The sequence below is a fragment of the Pantoea agglomerans genome (assembly GCF_020149765.1).
Lineage (GTDB): Bacteria > Pseudomonadota > Gammaproteobacteria > Enterobacterales > Enterobacteriaceae > Pantoea > Pantoea alvi.
Genome location: NZ_CP083808.1, coordinates 284,891 through 301,696, shown reverse-complemented (window position 1 = coordinate 301,696; position 16,806 = coordinate 284,891). Strand labels below are relative to the sequence as shown.

Genomic DNA, 16,806 nt, shown 5'->3' with positions numbered 1-16,806 from the left:
ACAATGAAAATGTTACTGCGGGCCAGCCTGGCGCTGACGCTGAGCCTGGCGGCAGGCGTCACCTGCGCCGCCACGCTGACCGACGACCTGGGGCAACAGGTCGAACTGCCGCACCCGGCGCATCGCATTGCCGACGCCTGGTATGCACACCACTCGCTGCTAATGACGCTGGGCGCGGGGGATCTGATTGTCGCCACCGTGAATCATCCGGCAGACCGGCCGTGGATGTTTAAGGTGCAGCCCTCGCTAAACCAGGCGCTACAGGCGCGCGGCAAAACCTTTTCCAGCGAGGCGCTGGTGGCGCGCGGCGTCGACGCCATCTTTGTGCCCGCGCAGGATCCCGATGCGGCAAGCTACCGCCAGGCGGCAATCCCGACGCTGAGCATGCGCTTTGACGCTGTGGCGTCGATGAAACGTTCGCTGCTCACCACCGCACAGGTAGTCGGCACGCCGGAGGCGCAGCGTCGGGCGCTGGCCTATAACCACTATCTGGATGCGCAGATCGCCGCCGTCAGCGCGCAAACCGCGTCGCTGAGCGACGCGCAGCGGCCGCGCGTGCTGCATATCCAGTCGCTGCATCCGCTGAAAATTGATGGCGGCCAGACGCTGATTGACAGCTGGATCCGGCTCGCCGGCGGCCAAAACGCGGCGGCGCAGGTGACAGGCAATATGAAAGAGGTTTCGCCAGAGCAGGTCATCGCCTGGGATCCTGATGTGATTATTATCGGCGCAGGCGCGGGCAGGCTGGAGGATTCGCCCTATGCCGCGCTGTTCAGCGGCGTGAAGGCGGTAAAAGCGCATCGCGTGCTGCAAAATCCGTCGGGGGTATTTCCCTGGGACCGCTATGGCACGGAAGTGGCGTTGCAGATCCTCTGGGCGGCGAAGCAGCTGCATCCGCAGCGCTTTCCTCAGCTCGATATGATCGCCGCCACCCGCACCTTCTATCAGCGCTTTTACGATTACCCGCTGCGCGTGGATGAGGCGAAAAGGATACTGGCGGGTTTGCCGCCGATTTCAGGCTGAAATCGCCAGCCGCGCGTGGCTGAACAAAGTGTGCGGCGGCTGGCGTAAAAAGCAGCAAAGCAGCTGAATTCGGAACATGCCGAGGCAATGTGCGCTGGGAGAAAGTGTGACGTAGCGCTAAAATAACCCCTTAGTCGCAGCTGAGGTCTGACAAAAACAATGATTGCACGTTTTTCCCCGATAGCTCTTTTCGCCGTCGTCGCGCTCGCCGGATGCGCGAAAAAACACTCTTACCAGGACGATCCCACCTTTGCCGCCGGTCCCGCACAGGTCAGCGTTTCCCACGTGATGACGCGTACCGATGACGGCTCCTCGGTGTTTGTCACCGTCGATGGCAAAGATGCCGGCAAGCTGAACGGCGGGCAGAGCAAAGATCTTTTCCTGACGCCAGGCAAACATAAAATCGGCGGCTACGTCGCTACCCTGTTTGGTCTGGGACGCGTCACTATCAATCCGGTTGAAGTGAACACCGCCAAAGGCGAGGTGAAGCATGTCGCCTATGAGGTGAAAAGCGACAAGCCGACCTTTACCGAATGGACGCCGCCCGCGACCGAAGGCTAAACGCCGCTCTCTGGCCGGTCAGCCGCCGATCGGCCAGCTTCTCTTTCTTCTTTTCCATCCTGCCCGCTACCCGCGCCTGCGCGCCTGAAAGCTTTACCGCTGCCAATGATTGTATGCAATCATATTTGACCATATGTGAGCACGATCAATTTATTATTGTGCGGATTAACCTATAAACTCTCCTGTAACGCCTTCAACAGAAAGTGCGATGATTAAATTCAATCAATATCCATCCCTACAGGAGACCAACGTGGCAAACCTTAACAGCAGCACGCGCTGCACTGACTCAGCCGCCGCGCCGCCGCGGCTCTGCGCTTCAGCTTTCACGGCGACGCGCTAGCTCGCCAGCACGCGCCCTTACTCATCGCAAAATAGACGAGGGTCATGACCCTCACGGTTTCGCTCGTCCTCAAGAGAGGCTCAGATGAATACGTTTAACGCTGAAGATACCCTGATTATCGTCGGCATCGTGGTGGCTTATATTCTGTTCACCACCTGGCTGACCTGGCGGCTGCGCAGCAAAAGCAGCGGCGACTTTATGGAAGGATCGCGCGCCATGCCCGCGCTGGTGGTCGGTATTTTGCTGATGTCGGAATATATCGGTGCCAAATCGACCATTGGCACCGCGCAGGCCGCCTTTGAAGATGGTTTCGCCGCCTCCTGGTCAGTAATCGGTGCGGCGATCGGCTTTCCGCTGTTTGGTTTCCTGCTGGTAAAACGCATCTACAGCACCGGCAAAATCACCATTTCCGGTGCTATCGCGGAAAAATATGGCACGACGACCAAGAACATTATCTCCGTGATTATGATTTACGCGCTGCTGCTGGTGAACGTGGGCAACTACGTGAGCGGCGCGGCGGCGATTTCGACCATTCTGAAGGTTAACCTGCCGGTTGCGGCCTTTATTACCGCCATCGTCAGCACCTTCTACTTCTGCTTTGGCGGCATGAAAGGGCTGGCGTGGGTCACTATGCTGCACAGCGCGCTGAAATACTTCGGCATTCTCGCCATTATGGGCTTCGCGCTTTATAAAACCGGCGGCTTTACGCCCATGATGGAGCAGATGCCCAGCTACTACTGGACGTGGGATGGTCACGTCGGCGCCAGCACCATTGTCGCCTGGCTAATCGGCACCATCGGCTCTATCTTCTGCACCCAGTTTGTGATTCAGGCGATCTCTTCGACGAAGGATGTGCGCTCGGCTAAGCGCGCCACCTGGGTCGCATTCATTTTCTGCCTGCCGATTGGGCTGGCGATTGCGGTAATCGGCGTCGCGGCGAAATATCTGCACCCTGAGATCAACAGCCTCTACGCCATGCCGATCTTTCTGCAGGATATGAATCCCTGGATGGCGGGCGTGGTGACAACGTCACTGGTAGCCTCGATCTTTGTGAGCGTCAGCACCGTGGCGCTGGCTATCGCCTCGCTGGTGGTAAAAGATTTCTACGTGCCGTACCGCAAGCCGACCCAGGAGCAGGAGTTTAAAGCCACGCGCTGGCTATCGCTGATTATCGGCTTCCTGCCGCTGATTTTTGTGCTGCTGGTGCCTGAAGTACTGAAACTCTCGTTCTTTACCCGCGCTATTCGCCTGTCAATCTCGGTCGTGGCGGTAATCGCCTTCTACGCACCGTTTTTCAAAAGCGCGCGCGGCGCAAACGCCGGTCTTATCGGCGCCTGCGTGGCGACCTCGGTCTGGTATCTGCTGGGCGATCCCTTCGGCATCAATAATATGTATATCGCGCTGGTCACGCCGGCCATCATCATGGCGATCGATTACCTGATCCCAAACCGACAAACAGATATAACGCGCCAGCGCGTTGAACAGAGGGGAGTCCCATATGTCCGTAACCGTTAACCGCGATGGCGTGCTGCGCCCGACAGAACAGGATGCGCGCCTTATAACGGCGATGCTGCCGTCGCCGTGCCCGCAAAACCACGCGGCCAACCTGTTGCCGCTGCCGGACGGATCGCTGATGTGCGTCTGGTTCGGCGGTACCCAGGAAGGCGTGGCGGATATCTCCGTCTACAGTTCGCGTCTGCTGCCCGGCGCCGATCGCTGGAGCGAGGCGGTAAAGCTCTCTGACGATCCCACGCGGTCTGAACAGAATCCGGTGCTGTTTCTGGCGCCGGACGGCGTGCTGTGGCTGCTGTGGACGGCGCAGCTCGCCGGCAACCAGGATACCGCTATCGTACGGATGCGCCAGTCGCACGACCTGGGCGTAAGCTGGGGGCCGATTGAGACGCTCCTCGACCAGCCCGGCACCTTTATTCGCCAGCCGATCACCGTGCTGGAGAACGGCAGCTGGCTGCTGCCGGTCTTCTACTGCCGCACCCAGCCGGGCGAGAAGTGGGTGGGCAATGACGACGTTAGCGCGGTGAAGATCTCCAGCGATGGCGGCAAAAGCTGGCGCGACGTCGCGGTGCCTGACAGCCTCGGCTGCGTGCATATGAACATCACCGCGCTGCCAGGCGGCGCGCTGGTGGCGCTCTTTCGTAGCCGATGGGCGGACTCTATTTACTACAGCCAGTCGGAGGATGGCGGCGAAAGCTGGAGCTCTCCAGAGCCGACCACGCTGCCTAACAACAACTCCTCTGTTCAGGTCACGACGCTGCAGGACGGCACCCTGGCGCTGGTGTTTAACAATATGAGTGCGGCGGGGGCGACGGAGCGGCGCGCCTCGCTCTATGACGAAATCGATGACGGCGACGACAGCCGCAGGGAACCGCAGGCGCGCGAAGGACGCAGCGCCTTCTGGGGTGCGCCGCGCGCGCCGATGACGGTGGCGCTGTCGCCCGACGGCGGCAAAAGCTGGCCGTGGCAGCGCAATCTTGATGAAGGGGACGGCTACTGCATGACCAATAATTCGCAGCAGAAACTCAACCGCGAATTCTCCTATCCCACCATCAAGCAGAGCGCCGACGGCGATCTGCATATCGCGTACACCTTCTACCGGCAGGCAATCAAATATGTGCGCCTTTCGCCGGCGTGGATAAAGGAGAAGTTATGATTATCGGCAACTTGCAGACGCTGGCGATGGCGGGCCTGCCCGCCGCGCTGCGCGAGATTCTTGAGCGCGAAGAATGCCGGCTCGATGCGCTGCGGCAGCGCGAAGATGGCCGCTTTCAGCCCGCCGACGCAGCGTGGTTTTGCCATATCGGACCGGCGCAGACCGAACCAGCCGCGCAGCGCCATACGGAGTATCACCGCCAGTGGGCCGATATTCAGGTGGTGCTGGAGGGCAATGAGATCATTAACGCCAGTCAGCGGCCGCTGGCGCAGCCGGACGATGAAGAGCGCAAAGCGGATCTTTTCATCGCCGCCGCGCCACTGCTGCCGGTCTCGATTCGCTTGAGCGCCGGGGATTTCGCGCTGTTTTTACCGGGCGAGCCGCATCAGGCGCTGTGCGCGGCACCGCAGCCGGGATACGTGCGCAAGGCGGTGTTTAAAATTCCACGTTCGCTTCTGGAGGCCTAGATGCCGCATGCAGTCGTAACCGGGGCCAGCTCCGGCATTGGCGCCGCGATTGTCGACGCGCTGCTCGAACAGGGCTGGCAGGTGACGGGCTTAAGCCGCAGCCAGGTGACGCGCGACAGCGCGCTGTTCCGCAGCGTTCAGGTCGATATGACCGACGAGCCTGCGCTTATCCGCACCGCTGCCGATCTTTCCGTACCGGACGCGCTGGTGCATGCCGCTGGCATGATGGCCGCCGCGCCGGTGGGCGAGATTAACCTCGGCGTCAGCTCGCGACTCTGGTCGCTGCACGTGCGCGCGGCGGAGATCCTCGCCAGCCGCTTTGTGCCTGAGATGCGCGCGGGCGGCCGTATCGTGCTAATCGGCAGCCGTACCTCGCGCGGCGCGGCCAACCGCTCCCAGTATGTCGCCACCAAGGCCGCTATGGTGGGAATGGCGCGCAGCTGGGCAATAGAGCTGGCGTCGCGCGGCATTACGGTCAACGTGGTGGCGCCGGGCGCCACGGAAACGCCCATGCTCTCGCAGCCGGGCCGCGAAGCGTCACGGCCGGTCGTGCCGCCGATAGGCCGGCTGATTCAGCCTCAGGAGGTGGCCGCGCTCACCGCTTTTCTGCTCTCGCCGCAGGCGGCGGCCATCACCGGTCAGGAGATGGTTATTTGCGGCGGCGCCTCGCTGCGCTAGGAGCGGGCGTTCAGCGCCGCCAGCTGCGCGCCGAAATGCTGCTCGATCACCCTAAAGGTCTCCAGCGCTTTAATGCGATAGAGCTGCTCTGAAGGATGAATGCAGTCAGGCGACATCATGGCGCGCCAGTCTGGCATCTGCTGAATGCGCTGGTACTGACTAACCAGCGGCACCTTTTCCGCGCGGGCGACGGCGTCGAGCCGCGCGGCATAGGGTGCGACATCCCATTTCTCCGCCCGGCCGCACAGCGGATGAGGCTCCTGCAATATCACCGCTTTGCCGTTCGCTCGGGCGCTGTCGATCAGCGCGGTCATCACTTCGCTGTAGCGCTGCGGGCTGACCTGGTACGGTTTTTCGATATCGTGAAAGTGATAGTGGCGCGCATCGTTGGTGGCGAAGTTCAGCAGGATCAGGCGGGCGCTGGAGCCTTTAATCGCCTCCTGCCACGGCGGATTATGCTCATATTTATAGCGGCCGTTCAGCAGCTCTATCGCCTGCGCCGACGGCGCGCCGCGATTAATTACCTGCACACCGCTACCATATTTTGCCTGCAGCAGCTGGTTGAGCACGGCAATTTCATTGTGCTCGCTGACGATATTGCGCAGCCGGCCATTTTCACGCACCGCCAGCACGCCTTTCGTGCTTGATCCTCCCCAGGCTTCAATAATAAAGGTGGCGGGGGAGGTTGACTGCGCCACGGCTGGCGAACAGACGGCAGCGGAAAGCGCGAAAGATAGCGCCATTTTAAACTGAAATTTTATTCGAAACATATCGCTCTCGGCCCGTTGGCTGCAGTGAGTATCGCGGTTAAACCACGCCTGCGATCACGTTAGCAAATTAATTTAGCCGCCAACAACCCGAAAAGCCCCGATAGTTGCCAGCAAAACTATATCAATGCTTAGTTTTATTACGCGCGCTGTTTTTTAATGCACATCGCAGCGGGAGAGAGAGGTTTTGCCCGCCAGCCAGGTAAAATAAGCAAAATCGCACTCTTTAGCGAAGTTTCTTCTATTAACCGGCCTTATCAACCGTCTCGTTTAATGAGATGTGTTGCGTAGCAGAGATAAAATTAACAGCAGTTAGCACGGATTTATTTATAAATCTCTGTAATTTAATGATAATTTTTCAAATACCACGCCAGTGCGTTTATCCCGCGACACCCGTTTTATCTGGCCTTTTTCCTAATTGAACGGCTTATCTCCAGGCATATTCCTAATGTCCCGCCAGCGGAATGCTTTTTATCGTTAAGTGGTGATACGCTTTAGCTACTCAGGCCAGGCAGGGTTATTCTGATTTCTGCGCGGCCGACTTCACCAGGTCAGGATTATATCCTTTACGCGTCTCGCTGTTAAAAGTGCAGCAGGAGAGATGCGACGTTCTGACGAAAAATTAAGAAGGGTACAACGTGGAAAATAAAGCGTTTCTCTCAAGCCGAAATATTGGCCTGGATTTCCTGCGCGCGCTGTTAATTCTGGAAGGGGTGTTATATCACGCCGCCCGCAGCCTTCCCGGCGGAAATAACTGGTACTATATTTCCGGGAAAAATGAGTCGGACGGCTTTACCGCGCTGATTGAGTTTATGCATACCTTTCGGATGGAAGCCTTTTTCTTCCTGTCGGGCATGTTCTCGGCGATGGTGATCCTGCGCAAAGGCAGCGACTTTTTTTACAGTAACCGTAAAAAGCGCGTTGTGGTGCCGCTTATCTCCGCCTTTCTGTTTATTCCCGGGCTGATGTATCTTATCAACGCGCAAATCGACGGCGACGCGCTGACGACACAGGGCGCGCTGGGTGCCTATACCTCACTGCACCATCTCTGGTTCCTGGTTTCGCTCACCGCGATGTCATTTTTGATCCCGACCCATCTCTATCAGCGCGCGGCGGCGGCGATGCGTCGGCTGCCTTTCCCGCTGCTGGTGGCGGCGCTAATCGTGGCGGCGAATGCGTTCTTTGTGGTGAAATTTTTCGTAAAAGACTTTGGCGAATGGGCCAACCTGATCCCGGTTACCGCGCGCTTTATGGTCTTTTATGCGGCAGGCTATGCGCTCTACCTGAACAGCGATCAGATCCCGCAGCAGGCGCGCAGCATGCTGGTTAACACCAGAGTTGTGGCGGCGCTGGGCCTGGCCTGCTGGCTGGTGTTCTATGCCATCTTCCACTACAACATCACCAGCAGCCTGAAATATTTGCCGGTGCTCTGCGCCAGCGTCTTCTCGGTGATCTTCTCTTACTGGGTCGTGTTCACCTTTGAGAAATTGCGTATGAAAGAGAGCCGCCTGGTGAAAGGCGTGGTGGATTCCGCGCTGGTGATCTACATCATGCACTATCCGCTGGTGATCACCTTCGCCTGGCTGCTGGATGGCTATCTGCCGGATTCGCTGCCGATCACCTACGTCACGGTCGTCACCTCGCTCGGGCTAATCTGCAGCGCCGCGCTCTATTTTCTGATTAAGCAGCTGCCGCTTATGTCGCTGCTGTTCGGGCTGAAACCGGCCCGCCTGCAGAACGTGCCGGCCACCCATCCCCGCAGCTAACCGCCCGGCCTTTCCGCTGCCCGCCGATCCTTATCCGGCGGGCATTCTGTTACAAACCTGTTTATTAGCGCGCAACAAAAACGGTTATGCTCTTACTACTTCAGACAACCGTGTAGCGAAGGGATCATGATTGTAAATTGCATGGTATATCGCCCCGGCCAGACTGGGCAGGAATTAGACGTAGAAAAAATCAGTGATGTGCTTAATGAGCCAGACGCATTTATCTGGATGGGGCTTTATCAGCCCGAAGCGGAGTTCATGTATAAAATCCAGCGCGAGTTCGCCCTGCATGAGCTGGCGGTAGAAGATGCGTTATGCGCCCATCAGCGCCCTAAAATCGAACAGTACGGCGAGTCGTTGTTTATCGTGGCTAAAACCGTCAGTTCAGAAAATGAGCATCTTCATTTCGGTGAAACCCACTTTTTTATCGGTAAAAACTTCCTGATCACGCTGCGTCACGGCGCCTCCGAAAGCTACGCCCCCGTGCGCGATCGCGTGGCGCAAAACAGCGCGCTGCTCGAACACGGGCCGGGCTATCCGCTCTACTGCATTCTCGATTTTATCGTCGACCGCTATGGCGAATATACCGCCTCCCTCAGCGATAAAATCAACGAAATGGAGGCGGCGCTGTTTCGTTCCGAATTTGACAATGTGGCCGTGAAGAAGGTCTATCGCCTGCGCCGCGAGCTGCTGAGCCTGCGTAACGCGGCGCAGCCGCTGGAAGAGATCTGCCAGCAGCTGGTCCGGCTGCATGAGGAGATTGTACCGAAAGAGCTGCGCGCCTATCTGCGCGACGTGCAGGATCATGCGCGCCATGTGGTGACCGACGCGGAGGATATGCGGGAAATGCTGACCAGCGCCATGCACGTCAACCTGGCGATGGTGGCGGTGCAGCAGAACGAGGTGACAAAAAAGCTGGCGGGCTGGGGTGCGATTCTGGTCGTGCCGACGGTGATTTTCAGCATGTACGGCATGAACTTTAAGGATATGCCGGAGCTTGATTCGCCGCTCGGCTATCCGCTGGCGCTGGGTTGTACCATCTTCGGCTGCTTTATGCTGTGGCTGCGGCTGCGCAAGTCGGGCTGGCTCTAAAGGGATGGCCGTGACGCGCTCGCGCCACGGCGACGCCTTACTCTTCGATGCTGCTCAGCAGCGCATTCTGAATAATGCGCTGCGCTTTCAGGGGATTTTGCTCCAGCTGCGCCGCCTGCAGCGCATCGATATCGAGCTTGTCGAGCGCGCGATAGATGTGCTTGAGAAAGCGGATGGAAAGGTTGGCGGCTTCCACATGGTCTTCACGGAACGGGAACTGGTCGAGCTGCCAGACGCCGTTCCAGTTGTTGCGCTTCAGCACGTAGAAAAACTCGAAAATCTCGGTCATATGCACCGTGCCGACCACCAGGTCATCATCCCAGCCGCGCAGATTGTCGTTCACGTCCATGCCAAACAGGCGGCCGCGATCGATAATCAGCTGCGCAGCGCCGGCCGGCGACTCGCCCGCAAACAGCGCGTGGCCGAAATCGAGCAGGATCCCGACGTTATCCAGCCCGATCTCTTCAATGCCCAGCAGCGATTTCGCCGCGGAATCCCAGGTCATTTTGACGCGCGGCTCGCGCGGCTTATATTCGATGGCGAATTTCACGTCCGGGTTGGCCCCGGCCAGCTCGCGCATGCCGTCAACCGCCAGCTTCCACAGATTTTTGTGATCGACCTGGAAGGGGTAATCCCAGCCGTCCTGACCGGGCCACACCTTAACGTAGCTGGCGCCCAGTTCGCGCACCACGTCGGCCGCTTCATTCATCAGCGCCAGCGCCTCGGCGCGCACCGCCGCGTCGGGATGGGTAAAGGCGCCGCGCGAGAATTTGCGCAGGTAGATCTCGGGGGTTACGCCGATCGCTTTCAGACCCGCTTCCTGTAGCGCCTGCTTAACGTCACTGACCGAGACGCCAGGGGTAAAAGGATAGGGAATGTCCACCCAGGCGAGATCCTCAACTTCCGCCGCCAGCTTGATTTGATCGAGCGTGCTGAGCGCCGGGCCGTAGCCGTCAACTGCATAGCGATCGATATAGTTTGCGAAATGCCACAGGCCAGCGCCAAAGCTGGGATAGTTGTAGTCACTCATTACCGATATTCTCCGTTCAGGATGCAGACAGAAGCGTGGTCGGATTGCGGCGGCAATCCATCAGTGAATATATATTCAAGAAAGATTATATATTCCATTGTGCGGGCGGAAACGGCTGAGTGACCAGTGGGGCGCGCGATAACTGTAAGGCCGGTCACAATAAATCGCCGCCTTTGCGCTGCGCAGAAAGCGAGCGTCGGGCTAAGGGGAGAAAATCAGCCGCGCCGTTTGGCTTGTTAATCGGCGACATTAGAGGGATCATTTGCGCAGTCAGGTTCGATATCGCAGGCGCTATGCTTATAAGCACTGAAAACTTTCGCAGTCATATGGCCGACAGGCAGCTCGCCTGCACGCTGGCGGCTGTCGCCGGCGCGCTGAATACCGCGGCGTTTGAGGTTGTCGGCTTTTTCTCCGCCAATATGACCGGCAATGTCTCCTCCCTTTCGGATCATCTGGCAAAAGCCAGTCTGGCACCGGCTATCTTCTTTGTGTCGATTGTCGCCATCTTTATTACCGGCTCCGCTTTCTCAACGCTGCTGGTTAATGCCGGACGGCGCAACAATATGCGTAAGGTCTATGCCTTTAACATCCTGGTGGAGGGGATCGGCCTGGTGGGACTGGGGGTGGTTGAAACCTGGCTGACGCCGCGCTCGCCCGGCGTGGTGCTGATATTATGCCTGAGCTTTTTTATGGGGCTGCAAAATGCGGTGGTAACGCGCATATCCAATGCCCGCGTAAGAACTACCCATATTTCCGGCACCTCAACGGATATCGGTATTGAACTGGCGATGCTGTTCGACGTGCTGAGGCGCAAGGAGTCGCCGAAAGAGGCGCCGCTCTATATCGAGCGTTTGAAACTTCACGCCTCAACGCTGTTCTCGTTTCTGGCTGGCGGCGTGGCGGGGATCTGGCTCTATCACGCGCTGGGGTATCCGTTCATCATCTTGATCGGTCTGATGCTTATCGCTCTGGCGCTGCATACCCTGCTGGGCTGGCATACGAACCCGGCCAGTCAGTAAACTGCCTGGCGACGGCGGGCAAAGGCGCGGCTCGCTCAGCCGCGCCTGCGGCAAAAAACATTCAGCTAAAGCCGGCACCCAGCAGCTGTTTTTCAATGCGGCAGCCTGGCATCATCGCCTCAAGGCCCGCGATCAGTGCGTCGCTGGCCTGATGCAGCGCATCTATCGGCATTTCCGGCAGGCTCTCGAGAATAAACCACATCTGCTGTGCGCTGGCGTCGAGGCGCGTACGCACGCCCTGGCGCCAGTTCCAGCGGCGACAGGTGACGCCGAGATCGTCGCGCCAGATCACTTCGCCCGGCTCGGGGGACTCTTCAACGGGGTCGCCCCCCTTCAGGGTGTCAAAGCGTTCGCTGCCGTCGGCGCGTACCAGGCGCGCGTCGCCGACATAGGCGGCGGCGTTTTCGCCGCCGATCGGCAAGGCGTACTTAATGCTGATGGCGTTGTAGAGGTCGACAATCGGATCGATGGCGGGCAGCGCGCCGTCGCGGACAACCCGCTTGCGCAGCGCTTCCACCGAACTCGGCGTGCGCGCCGGTTTCGCACCAAAGGCCTTAAAGGCTTCGCGCCAGGCGGCGATATGCGCCTCGGCGTAGGGCACATCTTCGACGGCGACCGCGCGGCAGGCGTCGTCCAGCGCCTCGCGCGCCACCTCCGGGTGCTGCACCTCGCTCGCTTCCACCAGAATGCTGATAGCGCGGAAGCCCGGCGCCAGCGCGATTACGGTAAGTTCGACCGCAGGAGAGAAAGAAAACATCGCTATTCCTTGTAGTGGGTTACTGGATAGAGTGTAGCGATGGATGGCGGTCGTGCCCGCCTGTGCGGGACGCAAAGAGAAGCAGACCAGATAAAAATCCAGGAATATGCCGAATCCGTCGTAAATTACGCGCCTTTTGCTGTGCGATTGCGTTATTTGTCTATACTGAGTATGGACTTAATAATTAGTGAGGGAATCATGAAAAAGACGATTATTGCACTTTCCGCTCTGATGCTGGCTGCTCCGGTTTTTGCTGCGACCACACACGCTACTGATGAAACCGTGGCTGAAGCGCATAAAGGCGCTGATACCGCTAAAGAGAAACTGCATCAGGCCCAGGACGCGGGCGCTGAGCAGAAGCTGAAAGCGGAACACGCCGCGGAAGGCAAAAGCCATGCGACCACCAGCAAAGTCAGCGAAGGTACGCAGAAAGCCTGGCACAGCACCAAACAGGGCAGCGAAAAAGCCTGGGATAAAACCAAGCAGGGCGCTGAAGACCTGAAAAACAAAGCCACAAACTAACAGTACATGGCCGGTTAATCCGGCCATTTTTTTATCCTCTTTCCGCCTTCAGGCGCACCGCGCGCCCTCCCGCCAGCAGTGACACCGCCGCCATCGAAAAAATTCCCCAGCAGTAGTAGTTAGCCGTCGCGGTCAGGCCCAGCAGCGGCACCGCGCAGCCCGCAAGCAGCGCCGGCAGCGCAAAGGCGAGATAGCTTTTTACCAGAAAAGCGGCAAACAGCCCGGCGCGCTCGTGGCTCTCCGCCAGCGGCATCACAATACTCAGCAGGGTTGAAAAAATAGAGCCAAAACCCTGACCGGCGACCGCCGTGCCGAGATAGAGCAGCGCCGTCAGATGATGATTGATGCCGATCAGGGTCAGGCTAATGCCCGCCATCAGCGCAAGGGTGCCAATAAACAGCGCGCGCTGCGGCTGCCAGCGGCGGAAGATAAAGACCGACGCGGTAGCGCTCAGCATCAGCGTGGCCACCACGCTCCCGCCAACAAACGGCGAGCTGAGGCCCGTTGAGAGGATCGCCAGCGACGGCATCAGCGACAGGTAAAAGCCGCCCAGCGCCCAGGTGGCGACGTTTACGGGAGCAAGCCGCAGCAGCGGCCCGCGCGCGCGGGAGGGTATAGCGATCTGCGGCGTTAAGGCGCGCAAGGCGCCGGGCGTCCGCGCCACGGTTTCAGGCATCAGAGGCAGCAGCGCCAGCGCTACCAGCATCAGTGCAAACAGCAGCGCATAGACCGAGACGGTAGGAAAAGGCGCGAAGGTGATCATCAGTGCGCCGGTCAGCGAACCGGCCAGCAGGCCAGCAAATGCCGTCACCGAATTGAGCAGCGGGCCGCGCACCTTATCGCTATCGAGGATCGCCGCACCAAAGGTCGGCAGGGCGATGCCGGTGGCAACGCCCTGGATGATCCGCGCGGCGACCAGCGTCTGCGCCGAATCTGCCAGCATAAATATCCCCAGCGCCAGCGCGTTGCACAGCAGCGCCGCCAGCATCATCACGCGCCGCCCGGTAAAATCGGAAAGGCGAGCCAGCGTCAGCAGTGAAACAAGCAGGGCAAAGGCATAGCTGGCGAAAATCAGCGTTATCATCACCGGCGACAGATGGAAAAGCGTGCGATAGAGCGGGTAGAGCGGCGTCGGCGCGCTGCTGGTTGCGGAAAACAGCGTCGCGCAGACAAAGGCATAAAGCGTTATGCGCGCCGCGGCGGCGGCAGAGAGCGTTGTGGTTGCAGAAGACATGGCGATCACCTTAAAGCAAAATATTAGCTTTAAGGCAGGTATACTTGCATTTATGCGTTAACGCAATATCTTTGCATTAAACAATTTTAGCGATGTTCATTCTTTACTGACAGGAGAAAAGATGGCGAGGGAGATGATTCGGCAGGGCGGACGCAGCGCGCGCATTCAGGAAGAGGTGCATAGGGCGGTCAATACGCTGCTGAAAACCCGCGACCGCAGCGAGCTTACGGTACCGATGATAGCGGAAACGGCGGGCGTCACGCCATCCACGCTTTATCGCCGCTGGGGCGATCTGACGCAGCTGCTTGCTGACGTTGCGGTGGCGCGTATGCGCCCGATAAGCGAACCCGAAGATACTGGCGATATGCAGCGCGACCTGGAAACCTTTATTCTGCAGTATGCCGAAGAGATGTCATCAAAACCCGGACGGCAGATGCTTGCTGATATCATCGGCAGCGGGGGAGGCAGTGCGACGGTGAAGTGCTGCGGCTTTACCGCTCTGCATCTTGAGACGCTGCAAAAGCGCGCCATCGCGCGTGGGGAAGCGGGCTTCTCCGTGGAGGAGGCGGTAGATACGGTGGTGGCCCCGGTGATCTACCATATTCTGTTTGAAGACCGTGAGCCTACGCCTGACTACTGCCGCGAACGGGTGGCGCGACTGTTTCAGGGCTGATAATCGCATTGAAGCGTGCGGGGTGCTTTAAAGCAGCAGGGAAGGGAGGTGATATCATAGTAGTTACAACATGCATAAAGGTTATTATTGAACACAACAGCAACGTGCCAAATGCGGCTTTAAAGACTCAGCAGCAAAAGAGGTCACCGTTGCTGAAACCATGAGCGAACACGTCAGCATATCGTCAGCCAGTCACCGATCACGCCACGCAGCTAAGGGATTGCGGCTGGCTTTATCCCCTTCGCAATGACAAAAGCATTGATATGCTGCGCTATATATTGTAATTAATATCGCGCCAGGGTCTGGTGACTATTATGTTTATTAAAATCAGAATTGAGAGCAGCTCGCATTTATATTAAATCTATTCGAAAAGGGCGCCCGGCAATCAATATTGGTTTTTATTCAGATATTCTTTGATTTTTATCAAGCTACCCGGCGGCCGATCTGTTCATCTCTTTTAATAAAAATAAAATATACCTATAATTAGGTAGTTAACGTTAGCGACGCTATTATCCAATCCCGCGTTGCTTTGCGCTGCATCATGAAAGCCCCTACAAATCCTCTTGTTTTTCTGGCCTGCTGCGATAGGCTTATTAACCATTCTACAGGACGTAAGCGTTCGCCAAATAACGGCACCTGAATAGCTCGCAATTTATTTAATAAGGCAAGGCTGGCTCGGCGTCGTCATCTGATTACATTCAGATTCGTATTAATACGGATTTAGTCGGTTTCTCATTTATTACTTTTTAAATACTACTTGCAGAGAGCGGGAGCGATCCCACTGCTGCTCATCAGGAGGATATGTGAGCGTAAAACCTCATTCCGGGCACGGCGCGCTTGAAAACTGGGCGCCTGAAAATCAACAATTCTGGGAAAGCAGCGGCAAACGTATCGCCCGTCGCAATCTCATCATCTCAGTCTTCGCCTTACTGCTCGCCTTCTGCGTCTGGATGCTTTTTAGCACCGTCGCCGTTAACCTGAACCGGGTTGGATTTAACTTTACCGTCGATCAGCTGTTTCTCCTGACCGCGCTGCCTTCGCTCTCCGGGGCGCTGTTTCGCGTGCCTTACTCTTTTGTCGTGCCGGTGCTCGGCGGCCGTCTCTGGACGGTGATCAGCACCGCCGTGCTGATTATTCCCTGCGTCTGGCTCGGCTTCGCGGTGCAGAATCCGCAAACCCCCTACGGCGTATTTATTATTATTTCGCTGTTCTGCGGTCTGGCAGGGGCTAACTTCGCCTCCAGCATGGGCAATATCAGCCTCTTCTATCCCAAAAGCAAACAGGGCTCGGCGCTCGGCATCAACGGCGGTCTCGGCAACCTCGGCGTCAGCGTGATGCAGCTCGTTGCGCCGCTGATTATCGCGGTGCCGTTTTTCGTGGGTGGCATCACGCTGGAGGATGGCAGCCAGATGTGGCTGGCCAACGCCGCCTGGATCTGGGCGCCGCTGCTGGCTATAGCCACCATCGCCGCCTGGACCGGCATGAACGATATCGCCGGCATGCGCGCCTCGCTGCGCGAGCAGCTGCCCGTATTGAAACAGGGCCATCTCTGGACCCTGGGCATGCTTTATCTGGCTACTTTCGGTTCCTTTATCGGCTTCTCTGCGGGCTTCGCCATGCTGGCGAAAACGCAGTTTCCCCATGTCGATATCGTGCATCTCGCCTTCTTCGGCCCTTTCCTCGGCGCGCTGGCGCGCTCTGCGGGCGGCTTCCTGTCTGACAGGTTCGGCGGAGTGCGCGTTACGGTGATTAGTTTCTCGCTAATGACGCTGTTCTCGGCGCTGGTCTTTCTTACGCTGCCGGGTGCCACTGACGGCTACTTCCTGGGTTTCTATGGGGTCTTTATGGGCCTGTTCCTGGCCTCAGGTCTCGGCAGCGGCTCGACCTTCCAGATGATCGCCGTCATTTTTCGCCAGATCACTCTGGAGCGCATGACGAAACTCGGTCGCAGCCCGGAAGAGGCGCAGCATGCCGCAGTAACCGACACCGCCGCTGCGCTGGGCTTTATTTCCGCGCTGGGCGCGATCGGCGGGTTCTTTATCCCGAAAGCGTTCGGCACCTCGCTGACCCTGACCGGTTCGCCCGTCGGCGCCATGAAACTTTTCCTGATCTTTTACATCGTCTGTCTGCTGTTGACCTGGCTGCTGTATGGCCGTCGCAAAACCAATAACAACTAAGCAGAACATGAGCACTAACCATACTGGAGATG

16 protein-coding genes are annotated in these 16,806 nt (G+C 58.1%); 12 read left to right on the top strand and 4 right to left on the bottom strand.

All coding sequences use genetic code 11. The features are described from left to right. Positions 1-3: 3 nt before the first annotated feature. The 6 genes from LB453_RS01360 (at position 4) to LB453_RS01335 (ending at position 5,737) form a co-directional block, all read left to right on the top strand. On the top strand, positions 4-1,023 hold the full coding sequence (locus LB453_RS01360; RefSeq protein ID WP_103796551.1) for an ABC transporter substrate-binding protein: 1,020 nt from the start codon (positions 4-6) through the stop codon (positions 1,021-1,023). Between the two features lie 159 nt (positions 1,024-1,182). Further along, a complete protein-coding gene (locus LB453_RS01355) occupies positions 1,183-1,584 on the top strand; it encodes a hypothetical protein (RefSeq protein WP_103796550.1) in 402 nt (133 codons plus the stop codon). A 424-nt stretch (positions 1,585-2,008) separates the two neighbouring features. Continuing rightward, entirely contained in the window at positions 2,009-3,439 is a 1,431-nt protein-coding gene (locus LB453_RS01350) for a sodium:solute symporter family protein (RefSeq protein ID WP_103796549.1), read from the top strand. Continuing rightward, a complete protein-coding gene (locus LB453_RS01345) occupies positions 3,423-4,592 on the top strand; it encodes a sialidase family protein (RefSeq protein ID WP_103796548.1) in 1,170 nt (389 codons plus the stop codon). The genes LB453_RS01350 and LB453_RS01345 overlap by 17 nt, the downstream gene beginning before the upstream one ends. Next, entirely contained in the window at positions 4,589-5,059 is a 471-nt protein-coding gene (locus tag LB453_RS01340) for a YhcH/YjgK/YiaL family protein (RefSeq protein ID WP_103796547.1), read from the top strand. The genes LB453_RS01345 and LB453_RS01340 overlap by 4 nt, the downstream gene beginning before the upstream one ends. After that, on the top strand, positions 5,060-5,737 hold the full coding sequence (locus LB453_RS01335; RefSeq protein WP_103796546.1) for an SDR family NAD(P)-dependent oxidoreductase: 678 nt from the start codon (positions 5,060-5,062) through the stop codon (positions 5,735-5,737). It abuts the gene before it with no gap. Here LB453_RS01335 and LB453_RS01330 read toward each other — a convergent pair. Further along, positions 5,734-6,480: an SGNH/GDSL hydrolase family protein gene (locus LB453_RS01330; RefSeq protein ID WP_103796575.1), complete on the bottom strand. Its 747-nt coding sequence runs from the start codon at positions 6,478-6,480 to the stop codon at positions 5,734-5,736. The two genes, LB453_RS01335 and LB453_RS01330, sit on opposite strands and share 4 nt — an antisense overlap. Positions 6,481-7,142: 662 nt before the next feature. On the opposite strand from LB453_RS01330, the gene LB453_RS01325 reads away from it, so the two are divergent. Next, complete coding sequence (locus LB453_RS01325; RefSeq protein WP_103796545.1) at positions 7,143-8,270, top strand: acyltransferase family protein; 1,128 nt, start codon at positions 7,143-7,145, stop codon at positions 8,268-8,270. Positions 8,271-8,396: 126 nt separating this feature from the next. Next, positions 8,397-9,362, top strand: coding sequence for a magnesium/cobalt transporter CorA (gene corA, locus LB453_RS01320; RefSeq protein WP_103796544.1), 966 nt, complete (start codon positions 8,397-8,399; stop codon positions 9,360-9,362). A gap of 37 nt (positions 9,363-9,399) precedes the next feature. Here the strand turns inward: corA and LB453_RS01315 are convergent, their stop codons facing one another. Further along, the gene (locus LB453_RS01315; protein ID WP_103796543.1) at positions 9,400-10,392 is read right to left on the bottom strand and encodes a sugar phosphate isomerase/epimerase family protein; all 993 of its coding nucleotides are present in this window, start codon (positions 10,390-10,392) and stop codon (positions 9,400-9,402) included. 293 nt (positions 10,393-10,685) lie between these two features. Here LB453_RS01315 and LB453_RS01310 point away from each other — a divergent pair, with 293 nt between their 5' ends. Further along, complete coding sequence (locus tag LB453_RS01310; RefSeq protein WP_103796542.1) at positions 10,686-11,411, top strand: YoaK family protein; 726 nt, start codon at positions 10,686-10,688, stop codon at positions 11,409-11,411. Between the two features lie 61 nt (positions 11,412-11,472). On the opposite strand, the gene LB453_RS01305 is transcribed toward LB453_RS01310, so the two are convergent. Further along, positions 11,473-12,168: a B3/4 domain-containing protein gene (locus LB453_RS01305; RefSeq protein ID WP_103796541.1), complete on the bottom strand. Its 696-nt coding sequence runs from the start codon at positions 12,166-12,168 to the stop codon at positions 11,473-11,475. A gap of 198 nt (positions 12,169-12,366) precedes the next feature. Between LB453_RS01305 and LB453_RS01300 the strand changes: the two genes are divergently transcribed. Beyond that, a complete protein-coding gene (locus LB453_RS01300) occupies positions 12,367-12,690 on the top strand; it encodes a hypothetical protein (RefSeq protein ID WP_103796540.1) in 324 nt (107 codons plus the stop codon). A gap of 31 nt (positions 12,691-12,721) precedes the next feature. Here LB453_RS01300 and LB453_RS01295 read toward each other — a convergent pair whose 3' ends face one another. After that, positions 12,722-13,924 (bottom strand): MFS transporter, encoded by a 1,203-nt coding sequence (locus LB453_RS01295; RefSeq protein WP_103796539.1) that lies wholly within the window; start codon positions 13,922-13,924, stop codon positions 12,722-12,724. A gap of 121 nt (positions 13,925-14,045) precedes the next feature. Between LB453_RS01295 and LB453_RS01290 the strand changes: the two genes are divergently transcribed. Both LB453_RS01290 and LB453_RS01285 read left to right on the top strand, forming a co-directional pair. Continuing rightward, the gene (locus LB453_RS01290) at positions 14,046-14,597 is read left to right on the top strand and encodes a TetR/AcrR family transcriptional regulator (RefSeq protein ID WP_103796538.1); all 552 of its coding nucleotides are present in this window, start codon (positions 14,046-14,048) and stop codon (positions 14,595-14,597) included. 803 nt (positions 14,598-15,400) lie between these two features. Next, on the top strand, positions 15,401-16,774 hold the full coding sequence (locus tag LB453_RS01285) for a NarK family nitrate/nitrite MFS transporter (protein ID WP_103796537.1): 1,374 nt from the start codon (positions 15,401-15,403) through the stop codon (positions 16,772-16,774). Positions 16,775-16,806 lie beyond the last annotated feature (32 nt).

Excerpts from the sequence above, each read along its gene's own strand:
- LB453_RS01360 (WP_103796551.1), top strand. The coding sequence starts at position 4 with ATGAAAATGTTACTGCGGGCCAGCCTGGCGCTGACGCTGAGCCTGGCG.
- LB453_RS01355 (WP_103796550.1), top strand. The coding sequence starts at position 1,183 with ATGATTGCACGTTTTTCCCCGATAGCTCTTTTCGCCGTCGTCGCGCTC.
- LB453_RS01350 (WP_103796549.1), top strand. The coding sequence starts at position 2,009 with ATGAATACGTTTAACGCTGAAGATACCCTGATTATCGTCGGCATCGTG.
- LB453_RS01345 (WP_103796548.1), top strand. The coding sequence starts at position 3,423 with ATGTCCGTAACCGTTAACCGCGATGGCGTGCTGCGCCCGACAGAACAG.
- LB453_RS01340 (WP_103796547.1), top strand. The coding sequence starts at position 4,589 with ATGATTATCGGCAACTTGCAGACGCTGGCGATGGCGGGCCTGCCCGCC.
- LB453_RS01335 (WP_103796546.1), top strand. The coding sequence starts at position 5,060 with ATGCCGCATGCAGTCGTAACCGGGGCCAGCTCCGGCATTGGCGCCGCG.
- LB453_RS01330 (WP_103796575.1), bottom strand. The coding sequence starts at position 6,480 with ATGGCGCTATCTTTCGCGCTTTCCGCTGCCGTCTGTTCGCCAGCCGTG.
- corA (WP_103796544.1), top strand. The coding sequence starts at position 8,397 with ATGATTGTAAATTGCATGGTATATCGCCCCGGCCAGACTGGGCAGGAA.
- LB453_RS01315 (WP_103796543.1), bottom strand. The coding sequence starts at position 10,392 with ATGAGTGACTACAACTATCCCAGCTTTGGCGCTGGCCTGTGGCATTTC.
- LB453_RS01310 (WP_103796542.1), top strand. The coding sequence starts at position 10,686 with ATGCTTATAAGCACTGAAAACTTTCGCAGTCATATGGCCGACAGGCAG.
- LB453_RS01305 (WP_103796541.1), bottom strand. The coding sequence starts at position 12,168 with ATGTTTTCTTTCTCTCCTGCGGTCGAACTTACCGTAATCGCGCTGGCG.
- LB453_RS01300 (WP_103796540.1), top strand. The coding sequence starts at position 12,367 with ATGAAAAAGACGATTATTGCACTTTCCGCTCTGATGCTGGCTGCTCCG.
- LB453_RS01295 (WP_103796539.1), bottom strand. The coding sequence starts at position 13,924 with ATGTCTTCTGCAACCACAACGCTCTCTGCCGCCGCCGCGGCGCGCATA.
- LB453_RS01290 (WP_103796538.1), top strand. The coding sequence starts at position 14,046 with ATGGCGAGGGAGATGATTCGGCAGGGCGGACGCAGCGCGCGCATTCAG.